The organism is Shewanella spartinae, from assembly GCF_019457555.1.
In the GTDB taxonomy this organism is placed as follows: domain Bacteria; phylum Pseudomonadota; class Gammaproteobacteria; order Enterobacterales; family Shewanellaceae; genus Shewanella; species Shewanella loihica.
In genome coordinates this window covers 3,155,181-3,169,109 of record NZ_CP080418.1, presented here as the reverse complement: position 1 = coordinate 3,169,109, position 13,929 = coordinate 3,155,181, and the positions used below count along the sequence as shown (strand labels likewise).

Below are 13,929 nucleotides of genomic sequence, written 5' to 3'. Positions count from 1 at the left end.
TCACAACACATTGTTTTTGTTTGCAGCAAACACGATTTTAGTGGCAGGGAAAGAGATCGTGGTGCTGTTACCTATTGATATAACAGATCAAAGGAGGCCGATATGGCTGAGTTTACCACGGAGCAGATCCGGAATCTGGCGGTGCTCGGACACACAGGGGCGGGTAAATCCACTCTGCTCGAGGCATTGCTGTTCCAGGGCGAGGCGATCGCCCAAAAAGGCAGGGTGGACAAGGGCACAAATCATGCTGATTTCACTGCCCAGGAAAAAGACCACAGACATAGCCTAGAACCTTCCTTCCTCAATCTCGATTTCGACAATCATCACATCAATTTCATCGACACGCCGGGTCTGCCCGACTTCTTCGGCCGTGCGCTATTGCCGCTTAGCGGCGTGGAGTCTGTGCTCTTGGTGATCAACGCCGCCACCGGCATAGAGACCATCACCCAGCGCGCCTTCGAGGCCGCCAGGGCACAGGGTAAGGTGGTGCTGATTGCGATTAACCATATCGACGGCAATGGCGCCAATCTGGCGGGGTTGCTCGATGAGATCCAAACCAAGTTTGGCCATCGCTGTCTGCCGGTGAATCTGCCTAACGCCGCCCTGGATGATGTGATCGACTGTTATCTGCATCCTCAGCCTGAGTTGCAGGGTGAGGCCCTGTTCCACGATGTGGCCAGTGCCCGCGATGAGCTGGTGGATACTGTGCTCGAGGAAGACGATGAGCTGATGGCGCTGTATCTGGAGCAGGGGGAAAATCTTACGCCTGAGCAGCTGCATGCCCCGCTGGAAACTGCGCTGCGCATGGGCCATTTGGTGCCTGTCTGTTTCACCAGCGCCGAGCAGCAGGTCGGCATAGGCGCGCTGTTAGAGCTCATCATCAAGCTGAGCCCCAACCCATTAGAGGCCAATCCGCCCCAGTTCATCAAGGGGCAAGGGGAATCGGCCCTGCCGGTGGATGTGACCCAGTCCAGCGAAGATCACGCCCTGGCCTATGTTTTTCGGGTGGCCATCGACCCCTTCTTTGGTCGTATGGGAGTGTTTAGGGTCTATCAGGGCACCATCTCTCTGGGGATGAAACTGTTTATCGGCGATGGTCGTAAACCCATCAAGGTGGGCAACCTGTTTAAGTTGCAGGGGGACAAGCAGATCAGCGTGACCTCGGCGGTGCCGGGCGATATCTGCGCCATCTCTAAGGTGGATGAGCTGACTGTGGGTGCCGTGCTGCACGACAGTCACGACGAAGACGAGTTCCACCTGCCTGAGTTGGTACTGCCACAACCTATCTTCGGCCTGGCGGTGTCGGCCAAGCGCCGCGGCGATGAGCAGAAGATTGCCGAGGTGCTCAACAAGTTGGTGGTGGAAGATCCTAGCCTGCATATCGCCAAGAATGAGGCCGAGGGACAGACGATTCTACAGGGCCAGGGGGACTTGCACCTGCAGATCGCGCTGGAGAAGGCCCATGATCTCTTTAACGTCGATATGGAAACCGATGTGCCCGCGGTGGCCTACCGCGAAACTATCACCCGCAGCGCCACGGCGCGTTATCGTCACAAGAAGCAGTCTGGCGGTGCCGGTCAGTTTGGTGAGGTGGAGCTCACCGTCGAGCCGTTGCCAAGAGGCGCAGGCTTCGAGTTTGTCAGTAAGGTGGTGGGCGGTTCGGTGCCGAGCCAATACATTCCTGCGGTCGAGAAAGGGGTGAAGGAGGCGATGAATGGCGGCGCCGTGGCGGGCTTCCCTATGCAGGATGTGCGCGTCTCCCTGCTGGATGGTAAGCATCATAGCGTCGACTCGAAGGAGATCGCCTTCGTGATGGCGGGTAAGAAGGCCTTCCTCGATGCCGTGCAGGAAGCCAACCCGGTGATCTTGGAGCCGATCGTCGAGATGCAGGTGCAGGTGGCCCAGGAGCATGTGGGTGACATTACCGGGGATATCAGCGCCAATCGCGGCATCATCTGCGGCACCCAGGCCCAGGGCAACGGTAAGGTGGAAGTAGAGGTCGAGGCGCCGCTGGCGACCGTCGACGATTACTCGACCAGGCTGAAATCCTTAACCGGCGGCGACGGTCAGTTTGCCATGACCTTTAGCCGCTATGATGTGGTGCCGGATCATGTGCAGAAGGCATTGGTCTCGGCGGCAAAGGCTCACTAAGAACCGATTAGGCATTAGCGTCATATGCTAGTCATTGATGAATGAGCCTCGAAAAATGAGCCGGAAAAAAGGAGAACTAAGTTCTCCTTTTTTCTTGTGCCAGCGCTATCTTGCATTAGCTAAATGCCCTGACGCTTATTGCACTCGCTGGGTCTTAGGATTAGCTTGGTCGCATCATAAATTAATCTAGCAGCGGAAATAAGGAGTGGGCATCGATGAAGGTGGTCAGTCGCGACAACAGTGAGCACTATCTTTGGGGCGAACAGGATATGGAAGGCAACGCCTGTGATGGCTGGCATCTGGTGAAGCGTTCTGCGCTAAGCGTGATTCAGGAGCGGGTGCCTGTGGGTAGGGGCGAGCAGCGTCACTACCACAAGGTGGCGGAGCAGTTTTTCTTCATCCTGTCGGGCACGGCACTGCTTGAGGTGGAGGGTATCGAGCATAGACTCACTGCTCACCAGGGGATGCATGTGGCGCCGGGTCAGGCTCATTGCCTGCGCAACGGCGGCGAGCAGGTGCTGGAATTTCTGGTGACCTCGACACCGCCAAGTCATGGTGACAGGGAAAAGGCTTAGGAAAAGGTTTAAGTAAGTTTAGAGCGAGGGAAAAAAAAGCGGGTCACACTTTCGTTTGTTTCCTTTTAAGACAACAAGTTATAGTCTAAAGTTTTAGTGTTTAGCACGGCATTTGAGCAATTGGGGGAGGCGTCGACATGGATGGAGCGAGACCTTGGTTAGCGGGCATGCTAGGCCTTGCCTTGGTGTGTATGGCACCAAATTCAGCGACAGCCGAGACTCTGGTTACTGAGACTCTGGCTACTGAGACTATGATTGCCGAGACTGCGGTTATAAATAGTAGCGACGCCCTGGAGGCGCGCGAGATAGTGCGCCGCGCCGACGAGCAGATGCGCGGCAAGTCCAGCTATGTGGTGGCGACCATGAATATTGTGCGTCCGGACTGGACGCGCTCCATGAGCATGAAGAGCTGGACCAAGGGGCAGGAGCTGTCGCTGGTACTGGTGACGGCGCCGGCGAAGGACAAGGGCAGCGTGTCTCTCAAACGCTACCGTGAGATGTGGAACTGGGTGCCCGCCATCGAGCGCATCATCAAGATAGCCCCCTCCATGTTGAGTCAGTCTTGGATGGGCTCAGACTTCACCAATGACGACCTTATCAATCAGTCCTCCATAGTTGTCGACTATCGCCATCAGCTGGTGCAGCACGAATCGATTCAGGGGGATGACTGCTTCGTCATCGATGCCTTTGCCAAGCCTGACGCGCCCGTGGTCTGGAGCCGTATCCGTCTGTGGATCTCGAGTCGCGATTATCTGCAGCGTAAGGTGGAATTTTTCGACGAGTTCGATGAGCTGGTAAACACCCTGACCACCTCAGGCATTCAGGAGATGGGCGGGCGCATCTTGGCCACCAAAATGGTGATGATCCCGGCCGATAAACCGGGGCAGCGCACCGAGCTTATCACCCATGAGGCGGCATTTGATTTCGAGATAGGTGATGATTTCTTCTCTCAGCAGCAGATGAAGGCGCTGCGGGACTAACACAGAGATAAATCTAAGACGCTAAGGCTAAGGTACAAGGACTTAGGTACAAGGACTTAGGTACAAAGACTTAGGTATAGAAACTTAGATATAAGAGTAGAGGTGAGGCATGTTGATTAAGCTGGCGTGGCGCAATCTCTGGCGGCAGAAGCGGCGCACCCTGCTGACCGCCTTCGCCCTGGCGCTGGCGCTGTTTCTCTCCCTCTTTATGCGCAGCATGCAGGAGGGCAGTTACGAGCACAATATCGACAACAGTGCCCGCTTCTCCACCGGCCTGATCCAGCTGCAATCCCCCGAATATGCCATCACAGAGAGCATCGAAGATCTGCTGCCCGGCGATGATGATTTTATCGCCCCGGCCAAGGCCTTGCCCCACATCAGCTACGCCCTGCCCAGAATCGAATCTTTCCTGTTGGCCTCCAGCAAGGAGCGCTCCAAAGGCGTGCTGGTGTATGGCGTGCGCCCGCAGCTTGAGAGCGACTATTCGGGTATAGATGACAAGCTGGTGGCCGGTCGTTACTTAACCCCAGGAGCCCAGCAGGTGCTGCTGGGACAAGGATTGGCGGAGTATCTGAAACTGGGTGTCGGCGATGAGCTGGTGCTCTATGGTCAGGGCTACCATGGTCAAACGGCGGCCGGAGTCTATCCTATCGCCGGCATACTGCATTTCCCCCTGGCGCAGCTGGACAATCAGTTGGTCTATATGCCTCTGAGTGCGGCCCAAGGCTTGTTTTCAACCGGTGATCAGGTGACCTCCTGGGTACTGCATAGTGACAACTTAGATGAGGTGGCGCCTCTGACCGAGAGGCTTTCTGTGCTTTATGGTGATAGGGTCAAGGTACGGGACTGGCAGTCGCTGGCCCCTGAGATGGCGCAGCAGATCGCCCTGGATAGGGCCGGCGGCCTGTTTATGATCTGCCTGCTCTATCTTATCGTCGGCTTCGCCCTGTTTGCCACTATCTTGATGATGACACTGGAGCGCAGGCGGGAGTTTGGCGTCATGCTGGCGACCGGCATGGCGCGCCTGACCTTGCTGCGCCTGGTGATGATCGAATCCTTGTTGATCGCCGCCTTGGGGACGGCCCTGGGGCTTGGGGTCAGTAGCGTGGTGATAGGCTACTTCTATTATCACCCCATCTCTCTGACTGGCGAGACCGCCAAGATGATGCTCGAGATGGGCTGGGAGCCTGTGATGCCCATGAAGGTATCGCTGGCGCTGGTGCGCAATCAGGTGATCATCATCCTCAGCCTGATGGCGCTCTGCCTCTGCTATCCCCTGTGGCGCACCCAGCATCTGGTGGTGGTTGCGGCTCTCAAAGGAGGCGATGATGACCAAGGATAATTCTGGCTGGCATCCGCCCATGTTGGCCCTTTTGGCCTGGCGCAATCTGTGGCGTAACCGGCTGCGCACCAGCATCATGGTGTGCGCCATGGTGTTTGGCTTGGTGGGCGTGGTGGTGATGTTAGGCTTCATGACAGGCATGTACGCCAACATGATAGATAACGCCGTCGCCTGGCAGACCAGCCACCTGCAGGTGCATAACAAGGATTACCTGCTCGACCCGGATATCAATAGCCGGATACGCGCGCCCGAGCCCGTGCTGACTAAGCTTAGTGAGATCTCCGAGGTGCAAGGTGTCTCGGCGCGCTTTGTGGTGCAGGGGATGCTGGCCTCGCCCCGGGCGAGTCGCGGTATTCGCATCAATGGCGTCGATCCGGCCGCCGAGGCCAGGGTGACGCCCATCGTCGACAACATCACCCAGGGGGGCTGGCTCGAGGCCGGTGGACGGCATCCCATAGTGATCTCGGAGAAGACGGCGAGCCGCCTCAAGTTAAGGCTGGGTTCCAAGGTGGTGCTTACCTTCAGCAACGCCGATAAGGCGGTTAGCGGCGCGGCGTTTCGGGTGGCGGGCCTCTATCGCTCCCCCTCCAGCACCTTCGATGAGGCCAATGCCTATGTGCGCCGCGCCGATCTGACCGCCTTGGCGGGGCTGGATGGCGTGCATGAGATCGCCATTCGCCTGACAAAAAGCGATAGTCTGGACAATAGCCGCGCTAAGGCGCTTGCCAGGAGGTTGTCGAGCGTGCTGTCGCCCCAGGACAGGGTGCGCGACTGGCAAGAGATCCAGCCCATGCTGGCTACCATTATCGCTCAGATGGACACCAGCAACGCCGTGATTCTGCTGATCTTCATCTCGGCGCTGGGGCTGGGGATCGCCAACATCATGTTGATGGCGGTGTTTGAGCGCACGCGGGAGTTTGGTGTGCTGATGGCCATCGGCATGGTGAAGCGCAAGATAATGGGACTGATCCTGCTGGAGTCTCTGCTGCTTGGGCTGACGGGGGCGCTACTTGGCCTTATGCTCAGCGTATTGGTGATCGCGCTGCTGGTAAACACAGGCATCCCCCTTGGTAACATGGCCGATGGACTCGGCGCCTTCGGGGTGTCGACCACCCTCTATCCCCAGGTCACCCTCGGCCAGTATCTCTCGACCTTGGCGATGGTGGTGATTGTGAGCCTGCTGGCGGCCCTCTATCCTGCGAGGCAGATAGTCAAGCAGCGTCCGGTAGACGCCATGTCGCAGAAGCATTAGGCCAAAGGAGTCAGATATTTAATGACCATAGCGATTCAAGCATTAACTAAGATCTATAACCCCGAGAGTGACTTTCCGGTGGCGGCGGTAAAGTCTCTGGACCTCACCATAGCCCAGGGCGAGTTTGTCGCCATCATGGGCCCCTCCGGCTCAGGCAAGACCACGCTGCTTAACATGATAGGCGGCATCGACAGTCCGAGTAGCGGCGCCGTGTTTATCGACGGCGAGGATATCACCCACCTGAGCGAGCAGGCGCTAATCGCCTTTCGCCGCGACCATGTGGGCTTTATCTTTCAGGACTATAGCCTGCTGCCCGTGTTGACGGCGCTGGAGAATGTCGAGTTTGTTATGCAGCTGCAGGGCCATAGCGAGACTGAGTGTCGCGAGCGGGCCATGGCGCTGCTCGCCCAGGTAGGGCTGACAGGCCAGCAGGATAAGATCCCCGCCAAGTTGTCGGGCGGGCAACAGCAGAGGGTAGCCGTTGCGCGCGCACTGGCCCCCAGACCGAGGTTTGTGATGGCCGATGAGCCCACCGCCAACCTGGATGCTAAGAGCACCGCCGAGCTGTTGGATATCATGCAGTCGCTCAATGAGCAGGAGGGCACCACCTTTATCTTTTCGACCCATGATCCCCGGGTGATCGCCAGGGCCAAGCGGGTGATAGTGTTTGAAGATGGCCGCTTGGTCGAGGATCGCCGTCAATGAATCGGGCGGCTGAGTGCTTATGCTAAAGCTTGGGTTAAGGCCAATGTTGACTGCCATCCTCTGCCTTTGGGCGGCTGTGTTGAGTCTTGGTGCCTTGTCAAGTCGGGGCTCACAGGCGGCGCCCATTCCTGGCGTTACGCCAGAGCAGCCCTGGCAGGTCAAGGGCTATGTGAGTTATCTCGGCTCTGTCATTGCCCCGGCCGAGGGCGAGCAGCTTTGGGACAGCCTGCTGCATAATCGTATCGACGCCGAGTATCGCTGGCAGTCGCTCAGGGTGAATGTCGGCCTGCGCAATCGCCTCATGGTCGGGGACAGCAGTAGGCTGCCGGGATACGGTGACCTGCTTGCCTGGGATCCCGGTTACTGGGATCTGTCGGCCAACTGGCTAGATAGCGACGGCTGGATCGGCAACAGCCAGTTAGATCGCGCTTATTTGAGCTGGCAGTTTGCTGACAACTGGGAGCTGGTCGCCGGGCGCTTTAGGGTTAATTGGGCCATGAGCACGCTTTGGAATCCCAATGATATCTTTAATGCCTACTCCATCTATGATGTCGATTATCCCGAGCGCCGCGGGGTCGATGCCGTTAAGCTTAGCCGCCAATTGAGTTACGCCAGCCAGCTGGAGTTTGTCTATAGCCAGGGGGCGGATAGCGCAATAAATGATGTATCGATTGGCTGCACGAATCGTCAGTACGCCGGGCGCTATCTTGGGCATAACTTTTTTGGCTATGACTTCGGCGATGACTTGGGGTATGACTTGGGCTGGGATTGGCAGCTGATACTCGGCGAGACCCGTGACGACAGGGTGTTTGGCGGCGGATTCGCTGGCGATATTTGGGGCGCGGGGCTGCGGGGCGAGGTGAGCCATTTCGATCCTATAAATACGTCATACGTGGCGCCTGTCGATGCCGAGCCTAGGACTATACAGTCGCTCGCAAGCGCGACACAGATACTTGAGGCCAGTACTGTGGCGACCCTGGAGATGGATTACAGCTTCGCCACTGATGCCAACTGGCGCGTACTGGGCGCCGCCCTCTATATCTCGTCGCCCCTGAGCGTCGACAGCGCCTTGCTCTATCTGAATCTGCCGCTCTCGGCCCGTACCTTGAGCTTCACCACCTGGACCTATTATCTGGATCTGGGTTTTGATCTGACGCCGCTCAGTCGTCTCAGTGCCAACGCCAGCTATTATGATGATGACTCCTTTTTTGTCGGCTTAACCTACCAGTATTCGCTGGCGGATGACTGGCAACTTAGCCTGATCGCGCAGCGCTTCGACGGTTCGAGCGCCAGCCTGTTCGGCCAGTCGGCTTCCACCTTGGGCTACCTGCAGCTTAAGTGGAGCTTTTAGTTCGAATGTCTAATCCTATGCTTAAGGCCTTGCTTGAACGATTCCTTTTGAACGGCGCCGCTTGAAAGGCTCAGCTTGAAAGGCTCAGCTAAAAGGCAAGTGTGGTACTCCAAAGCCTGAGATGTTAGGCTTGGGCCTCTTATCTTTTCTCCTCCTCTGCTGGACATTAAGCGCAGGGCATTAATCCCAGGACATTAATCGAGTTGAACATGGCCGCTGGCGACGCTATCTCCCTATATCTTTATCTTTGCCCCTTGAACTTGCCGGGACTTAGCAGCGAGCTGCAAGCGTATCTGCTCGATACCTTACCTTTGGATGAGCAGCAGAAAGTGATGCGTTATCGAATGGCGCCGGCAAGGGAGAAGGGGCTCCTGGTCAGGTGCTATCTGCGTGCGCTATTGTCAAAAGCTCATACCCAGTTAAACCAAAGCCAGTTAAATTCCGACATAGGCGGCGCTATCGCCCCGAGTGAGTGGCGCTTCGATTACCTAGATAAGGGTAAGCCCATGCTCAGCAAAGCTTTTTTTGCGCGCAGCCATCTGGTGTTTAACCTGAGCCATAGTGGCGACTATATGTTGCTGGCTATCGCTAAATCGCCTCAGCTGGAACTCGGGGTCGATATTGAGCGTCTGAGGCAGAACACTAACATTCATGCCATCCTGAATCATTACTTTACCCGCCAGGAGCGAGAGGCCCTGCTGGCGCTGCCGAGCGCGCGTCAGCGTCAGCGTTTCTTCGATCTCTGGGCGTTGAAGGAGTCCTACATTAAGGCCAAGGGGCTTGGGCTGGCACTCTCGCTCAAATCTTTCTATTTCGAGTTGAGTGAGACTCAGCATCAGGCGCTAAATTTTAAGGGGCTAGATGCCAGACAAGGTAGGCTCGAGCAGGCGGTGCGCCTGTTTCTCGTCAAAGAAGATTCTCAGCAAACGGATTTAGGCAATGACCCACAACAGGCTCAACCGGCTGCGGGCTGGCAGAGTATGCTGTGGCAACTCGGTGATGAGTATCGCTTCGCGCTGAGCCTCTCATCGGCAGATCCGCTAGATTTACGCTGTGAGATGGTGAGTGCACAGGCCTTGTTGTCTGAGTGACATGCCTTACCCGAGCTACAGATTTCACTCAATACAGACTTCATCCAATAAAGACTTCAATTTAGCCCAAAAGCTAGCTGGATATTTACCGCTAAAAAAAGCGGGAAGGCCGAGGTTTTCACCTGTGGTTTTCCCGCAAAAAGCTGTTGCTACTCAGGGAGTATTGGCGCCTATTGCCCGTCTCGGGCGATAGGAAAAGGCTTAGTAGTTTGCCTGGAAGGTCAACCAGAGTTTATCTGTGTCGTTGGAGAAGGCATATCCAGCATCGGCGCCGCTGAAGCTGGCGTATTTCACCCCTAGGCTATAGTGTTTGGCGAAAGGATAGGTAGCCGAGACGCCCCATTCCTTACCCATGTCCACATCGCCGTAGTCTGAATCAAACTTGTGGTACTTGGCCAACAGTTTCAAGCCTGCAACCTTTGCGGTGAGGATCACGTGAGTATCTACGATACCGTTTTCCCAGTTACCCTTGCCGCCGAAGAGGAATTTATCTGTCCAGCCGTTAAAGGCGTGTAGTGTGGCCAGTGGCGTGATAAAGCCCGCCTTGCCATCGTCAGAACCTAACACCTCGTAGCCGACTTTCGCGCCGAAGGCTTCGAAGTTCACCCCCGCACCCAGCTTATAGTAAGGGGCTGAGTAGCTGACAGGGTTGTCGCCGCCTTCAGATTGCTGGGCGTACTCCGCCTCGTAGTTGAACTTGAGTTTTTCCAGCTTGATATCGCCTGTGGCGCGCAGACCATAGGTATCTGTGGAGAAGGCGGCCACATTGACGTTGTCGATAAGATAGGCGTAACCGCTGAGCTTAACGAAGTCTAACCCTTTGTAGTTAACGTTAACCAGGTGGGTCTTGTTCTTGTGCTCATCCTTACCCGAACCTTCCGGGAAGATACGATTAACGTTATTCACATAGGCGTAGTAAGCCGTGAGCCCTTCTACCGCTGTGTTCTTCACCGAGAAGGCATCATAGGTCTGTTCGTTTTGACGGAAGCCAACACCACCGACGAAGCGTTGGTTGTCGAGCAGGATGCGCTGACGGCCATATTGAGCCAAGGTATTCGCCGGGCCGCGGTAACCGATAAAGGCCTGATTAATTTGTGTATATTCATAGTCGGCAATCAGTGGCTCATCGTCGGTAGAGCGCACGTCGTCCACTTCAGCCAGGGCAAATAGCTTGTAGATGTCGCCGGTTTGATAGGTCAGGCGGGTACGCAGCGTGGTTTGATTTTGCTGGTCGACATCGGCCAGGTCCACATCTTCATAGCGCAGGCGGAATTGCACTTTGACTTGAGAGTCGTCGATAAAGGCTTTCTTAAGGGGATCGACGCTCTCTGTCGCAAGGGCAGAGGCGGACAAGCTAGCAAGCACGGCGATGCTGAGGGCGTGAAGTTTCATTAATTGTGATCCTTTTGTTTGGTCATTGCTCAGGAGCTGTTATAGGGCTGCAAAAGGATCGGTTTGTTGATCTAAAACAATGTTGCACAGTGATTGATTTTTTGTGTCAATAATTGTGATAAAGATCATGAGCTTATACTAAATTAGAGGTATCTCTAAAGTGGTATTTTTAAGGTGTGCTAAATAATATTTTTTGCATGCATTGAGGTGAAATGAAGTGAGATGAAGTGAGATGAGGTGGCACCTGAGGTGAGTGTAGCGCTTTTGTCACTTCAATGGGTCTCTATAACAAAAAGCCCGCTTAATGCGGGCTCAATCCTTCATTCATCAGGTTACTGGCGTGCCAGTCGATGGTTTTCGGGTGGATTTTCAAAGTCGCTGCGATAGGGGTTGATGTCTAAGCCGCCGCGGCGGGTGTAGCGGGCGTAGACGGTCAGCTTGGCGCAGTGACACAGGCGCTTGAGGTCGACGAAGATGCGCTCGACACACTGCTCGTGAAACTCATTGTGTTGCCTGAAGGAGATCAGGTAGCGCAGCAATTTTTCGCGATCTATCTTTGGGCCCTGGTAGCGGATCATCACGCTGCCCCAGTCAGGCTGAGAGGTAATAAGACAGTTAGATTTCAACAGGTTAGATGTTAGTGTCTCGGCCGCCACGCTCTTGTCATCTGTGCTGTCGATAAGATAATCGCTCGAAAATTCGTAGTTGTCGATCTCGATATCCAGATCGTCGATGCAGGTGCCTGGTAGTTCCACGACGCGCTGATGGGCGAACTGCTTTGGCTCGATGATCTTGACCACTACCTCTCCGCCTGCGCAGGCCGACAGATCCTTAGCCAGGGTCTGCTGAACCTGTTCGATGGAGTCGAAGCGGGTTTGGTTGAAGCTGTTGAGATAGAGCTTGAAAGACTTGGACTCGATCAGATTGTCGCTGTTAAAGTCGAGGATAAACTCGGCGATGGCCACCATGGGCTTGCCTTTGGCGTTTAACCAGGAGAGTTCATAGCCGGTCCAGATGTCGGCGCCATGGAAGGGCAGGGTATCGCCTAAGGCGATGGCATCCCGATTGAGCTGGCGTGGTACGCCTTGTAGCAGGGAGGAATCGTATTGGGCTTGATAGCCGGTCGATTTACTTAAGGTCAGTTTGGACAACGCGGGGGCGTCGCGATAAGGGTCATGAACCTGTGTCATCAATCGTTTTTCCATGTCAAAATAGGCGCACATTATACTTAAAATTCGGGTAACTGCTAAGTGTCTTCTTTGCCTGCACTGGATCAATTTTTTACGCTTTATCATCAAGCCTATAGCGATAGACTGGGTGAATCGCCCCGTTATTTCCCGCAGGGGGAGGCCTCTCCCTGCGTGCTGGAGTGTGATCAGGAGAAGGTCGATGCATCGCCCGAGCGGTCGGTGCAGTGGCAGGCGGTAAAACGCGACAGCCAGGGACAGTTCGATAACATAGAGCATGCCCTCTCAATCACACTGCATCCAAGCATACAGGCCTTCTACGGGCGTTACTTTGCGGCGCCGTTGATGTTTGACTCAGACTTTGGTGAGGGTGAGTTGTTGCAGCCCTGGAACCAACAAGATTTCGAATATCTGCAGCAAAACCTTATCGGCCATCTGATGATGAAGCAGAAGCTGAAACAGCCTGCGACCTGGTTTATCGGTGTGCTTGGGGAGGGGGATGAGATGCTGGTGGTGGAGAACGAGACCGGCAGCGTCTGGATAGAGATCCCAGGGGAGCAGCCACATCGTCAACTGGCCGCTAGCCTGGAGGATTTTATCGCCTCTCTTCGCCCGCGAGTCTGCCCGCCACAAAAGCCGGTCGAAGCGCCTATGCCCGAGACGGATCATCCCGGGATTTGGCAACGACTCAAGACCATGTGGCGGCACCTAGGCTCAAGGAGATAGTCGGCGTGCTAAAAGATAATTAGCTCGCGAGAAGAGAGTGAGCGCGAAACGCCATTAGAGATGATCCCATGAGATGTTGGAGACGACGCGGCAGTTGTCGCACCTGAAGTGGAACAGATCCAACAAAGGGGTTTCCAATAGCCAGTGAGTGTTGCCGCAGCGTGGACAGGGCCTTTGCTGCTCGGCGGCCAGGCTCTCGCCGCCCACGCGGTATAGGTAGTAGTAGGTGGGGATCTTGGTGAGGTATTCGATGCGTCCACGCAGATCCCAGCCACGGCGAAACAGGTCGCTGTCACACTGGCTCAATTCATCTAAGGCGGCGAACTCTGCCTTGGTGGCCGCCGCCATCTGCAGCTCATCGCAGGCCTGCCATTCGGTTTGCCACTTGATCACCCGCTTGTGATCGCCGTTGAAGGTCGCGGGGATCTGATACAGGGGAATGGGTTGCAGGGTATCGCCGTTTCGTAGCGGCGAGCACATGTGTACATAGCTGGTGTAGAGCAGTTGCCAGCTGGGGGTCTCTGTGCTGCTGACTTCAGAGTTGATATCCTGGCCGATATATTTTTCCCTTGGATGCAGCAGCTTAGCCTGGGTGAGCTCCTCGAGGGCATAGTTGACCCAGGGGCTGTTGAAGCGTTTGGCTAGGCTACTCTTTTCTGGCAGCAGCAGGCGCACCCTGAACTCCCCTTCGTTGAAGGCCACGGCAAATTCACGGCCTAGTACCTGGCCATTGGCCCGGTAGGCTTCCAGCAGACCATTAATCGCGCGTTCGGCGGCCGTGATAGTGGTGTTGTCAAAACACTCGAATCTGAGTTCCACCACGTGCATCAGCGAGGGTCCTTGTCGTTTAATTTGGCTTCGAGTTCGCTGATACGCTCAACCAAGGCCTGTTGATTGGCTGTGAGCCTGGCAACCTGCTCGGCGAGCTGGGCCAGCGTTGGCATAGCGTCGTCGCTTTGGACATTTGCTGCTGGCGCGCTTGTGGTTACCACTATCGCCGCCTGCTCATCGGCTGACATAGATTTAAAGCGTTGTAATCCTTGAACCAGGATAGGCATGGGAAGCGAGTTGCCCAGACTTGCCTTGATCAATGCCAGGCTGGGAGGCTTACCCGCCAGACTCAATTTACGTGCGGCGACCAGCACCTGTTCGAGTGGACTCATGATTGGTGAAATTC

The 13,929-nt window shown here is 55.6% G+C and carries 13 protein-coding genes; 9 read left to right on the top strand and 4 right to left on the bottom strand.

Annotated features, from left to right (window positions below):
* The first annotated feature begins 102 nt into the window (after nucleotides 1-102).
* The 8 genes from fusA (at nucleotide 103) to K0I31_RS13810 (ending at nucleotide 9,447) form a co-directional block, all read left to right on the top strand.
* Nucleotides 103-2,151 (top strand): elongation factor G, encoded by a 2,049-nt coding sequence (gene fusA / locus K0I31_RS13845; protein ID WP_220042957.1) that lies wholly within the window; start codon nucleotides 103-105, stop codon nucleotides 2,149-2,151.
* Between the two features lie 215 nt (nucleotides 2,152-2,366).
* The gene (locus K0I31_RS13840) at nucleotides 2,367-2,726 is read left to right on the top strand and encodes a cupin domain-containing protein (RefSeq protein WP_220078759.1); all 360 of its coding nucleotides are present in this window, start codon (nucleotides 2,367-2,369) and stop codon (nucleotides 2,724-2,726) included.
* 137 nt (nucleotides 2,727-2,863) lie between these two features.
* Nucleotides 2,864-3,706 carry an outer membrane lipoprotein-sorting protein gene (locus K0I31_RS13835; RefSeq protein WP_220078758.1) on the top strand — a complete coding sequence of 281 codons (843 nt, stop codon included), beginning with the start codon at nucleotides 2,864-2,866 and terminating at the stop codon, nucleotides 3,704-3,706.
* Nucleotides 3,707-3,815: 109 nt separating this feature from the next.
* Complete coding sequence (locus K0I31_RS13830; protein ID WP_220078757.1) at nucleotides 3,816-5,048, top strand: ABC transporter permease; 1,233 nt, start codon at nucleotides 3,816-3,818, stop codon at nucleotides 5,046-5,048.
* Nucleotides 5,032-6,300 (top strand): ABC transporter permease, encoded by a 1,269-nt coding sequence (locus K0I31_RS13825; RefSeq protein WP_258406499.1) that lies wholly within the window; start codon nucleotides 5,032-5,034, stop codon nucleotides 6,298-6,300. The genes K0I31_RS13830 and K0I31_RS13825 overlap by 17 nt, the downstream gene beginning before the upstream one ends.
* Nucleotides 6,301-6,321: 21 nt before the next feature.
* Nucleotides 6,322-7,005 carry an ABC transporter ATP-binding protein gene (locus K0I31_RS13820; protein WP_220078756.1) on the top strand — a complete coding sequence of 228 codons (684 nt, stop codon included), beginning with the start codon at nucleotides 6,322-6,324 and terminating at the stop codon, nucleotides 7,003-7,005.
* Nucleotides 7,006-7,048: 43 nt separating this feature from the next.
* Entirely contained in the window at nucleotides 7,049-8,356 is a 1,308-nt protein-coding gene (locus K0I31_RS13815) for a TonB-dependent receptor (protein ID WP_220078755.1), read from the top strand.
* Nucleotides 8,357-8,565: 209 nt separating this feature from the next.
* Nucleotides 8,566-9,447, top strand: a complete 882-nt coding sequence (locus tag K0I31_RS13810; protein WP_220078754.1) for a 4'-phosphopantetheinyl transferase family protein — start codon at nucleotides 8,566-8,568, stop codon at nucleotides 9,445-9,447.
* A 201-nt stretch (nucleotides 9,448-9,648) separates the two neighbouring features.
* Here the strand turns inward: K0I31_RS13810 and K0I31_RS13805 are convergent, their stop codons facing one another.
* Both K0I31_RS13805 and queF read right to left on the bottom strand, forming a co-directional pair.
* Nucleotides 9,649-10,839, bottom strand: a complete 1,191-nt coding sequence (locus K0I31_RS13805) for an alginate export family protein (RefSeq protein WP_220078753.1) — start codon at nucleotides 10,837-10,839, stop codon at nucleotides 9,649-9,651.
* 332 nt (nucleotides 10,840-11,171) lie between these two features.
* Entirely contained in the window at nucleotides 11,172-12,029 is an 858-nt protein-coding gene (queF, locus tag K0I31_RS13800) for an NADPH-dependent 7-cyano-7-deazaguanine reductase QueF (RefSeq protein ID WP_220078752.1), read from the bottom strand.
* A gap of 60 nt (nucleotides 12,030-12,089) precedes the next feature.
* On the opposite strand from queF, the gene syd reads away from it, so the two are divergent.
* Complete coding sequence (gene syd / locus K0I31_RS13795) at nucleotides 12,090-12,752, top strand: SecY-interacting protein (RefSeq protein ID WP_220078751.1); 663 nt, start codon at nucleotides 12,090-12,092, stop codon at nucleotides 12,750-12,752.
* Nucleotides 12,753-12,806: 54 nt separating this feature from the next.
* Here the strand turns inward: syd and K0I31_RS13790 are convergent, their stop codons facing one another.
* Both K0I31_RS13790 and K0I31_RS13785 read right to left on the bottom strand, forming a co-directional pair.
* Nucleotides 12,807-13,580 (bottom strand): Zn-ribbon-containing protein, encoded by a 774-nt coding sequence (locus tag K0I31_RS13790; protein WP_220078750.1) that lies wholly within the window; start codon nucleotides 13,578-13,580, stop codon nucleotides 12,807-12,809.
* Nucleotides 13,580-13,915 carry a hypothetical protein gene (locus K0I31_RS13785; protein WP_220078749.1) on the bottom strand — a complete coding sequence of 112 codons (336 nt, stop codon included), beginning with the start codon at nucleotides 13,913-13,915 and terminating at the stop codon, nucleotides 13,580-13,582. Before K0I31_RS13785 ends, K0I31_RS13790 begins: the two co-directional genes overlap by 1 nt.
* Between the last annotated feature and the right edge of the window lie 14 nt (nucleotides 13,916-13,929).

Coding starts and splice junctions, on each gene's coding strand:
- K0I31_RS13790 (WP_220078750.1), bottom strand. CDS start 13,580: ATGCACGTGGTGGAACTCAGATTCGAGTGTTTTGACAACACCACTATC.
- K0I31_RS13820 (WP_220078756.1), top strand. CDS start 6,322: ATGACCATAGCGATTCAAGCATTAACTAAGATCTATAACCCCGAGAGT.
- K0I31_RS13805 (WP_220078753.1), bottom strand. CDS start 10,839: ATGAAACTTCACGCCCTCAGCATCGCCGTGCTTGCTAGCTTGTCCGCC.
- K0I31_RS13785 (WP_220078749.1), bottom strand. CDS start 13,915: ATGAGTCCACTCGAACAGGTGCTGGTCGCCGCACGTAAATTGAGTCTG.
- K0I31_RS13815 (WP_220078755.1), top strand. CDS start 7,049: ATGTTGACTGCCATCCTCTGCCTTTGGGCGGCTGTGTTGAGTCTTGGT.
- K0I31_RS13835 (WP_220078758.1), top strand. CDS start 2,864: ATGGATGGAGCGAGACCTTGGTTAGCGGGCATGCTAGGCCTTGCCTTG.
- queF (WP_220078752.1), bottom strand. CDS start 12,029: ATGACACAGGTTCATGACCCTTATCGCGACGCCCCCGCGTTGTCCAAA.
- K0I31_RS13830 (WP_220078757.1), top strand. CDS start 3,816: ATGTTGATTAAGCTGGCGTGGCGCAATCTCTGGCGGCAGAAGCGGCGC.
- K0I31_RS13810 (WP_220078754.1), top strand. CDS start 8,566: ATGGCCGCTGGCGACGCTATCTCCCTATATCTTTATCTTTGCCCCTTG.
- K0I31_RS13825 (WP_258406499.1), top strand. CDS start 5,032: ATGATGACCAAGGATAATTCTGGCTGGCATCCGCCCATGTTGGCCCTT.
- K0I31_RS13840 (WP_220078759.1), top strand. CDS start 2,367: ATGAAGGTGGTCAGTCGCGACAACAGTGAGCACTATCTTTGGGGCGAA.
- fusA (WP_220042957.1), top strand. CDS start 103: ATGGCTGAGTTTACCACGGAGCAGATCCGGAATCTGGCGGTGCTCGGA.